Annotated in this window: 1 protein-coding gene; it reads right to left on the reverse strand. The window is 72.0% G+C overall.

Annotated elements, in window-relative coordinates:
- Positions 1 to 78: 78 nt before the first annotated feature.
- The coding region (locus DAT37_RS39600) for a helicase C-terminal domain-containing protein (RefSeq protein ID WP_332873393.1) at positions 79 to 515 on the reverse strand (437 nt) is incomplete at its 5' end.

Here is a 515-nt window from a genome sequence, read left to right on the forward strand (position 1 = left end):
GGCCGTTTGTGGGTCGGCCCCAGGGATTGGAGCAGGGCGTCGCCTCTGCGGTCCGGAGGCTGGAGTCCTTGGGGTGGGTCAGGATTCTGTGGCGAGGCGTCTGAGGGCGGCGCGGGGGATGGCCGGGTCGGTGGTGCGCCAGAACGGGGGGAGGGAGCTCAGCAGGAAACCGCTGTAGCGGGCCGTCGCCAGTCGGGGGTCGAGGACGGCGATCACGCCCTTGTCGTGCTGCGAGCGCAGCAGGCGGCCGGTGCCCTGGGCTAGGAGGAGTGCCGCGTGCGTGGCCGCGACGGTCATGAAGCCGTTGCCGCCCGTGGCCGCCACGTGGCGCTGCCGTGCTGAGGTGAGCGGGTCGTCGGGGCGGGGGAACGGGACCCGGTCTATGATGACCAGCCGCAGCGCGGGGCCGGGCACGTCGACGCCCTGCCAGAGCGACAGGGTGCCGAACAGGCAGGTCGGCTCGTTCTCCGCGAACTGCTTGACCAGCAGCATGGTCGAGTCGTCGCCCTGGCAGA

The organism is Nocardia aurea (assembly GCF_003123685.1).
GTDB lineage: Bacteria > Actinomycetota > Actinomycetes > Mycobacteriales > Mycobacteriaceae > Nocardia > Nocardia aurea.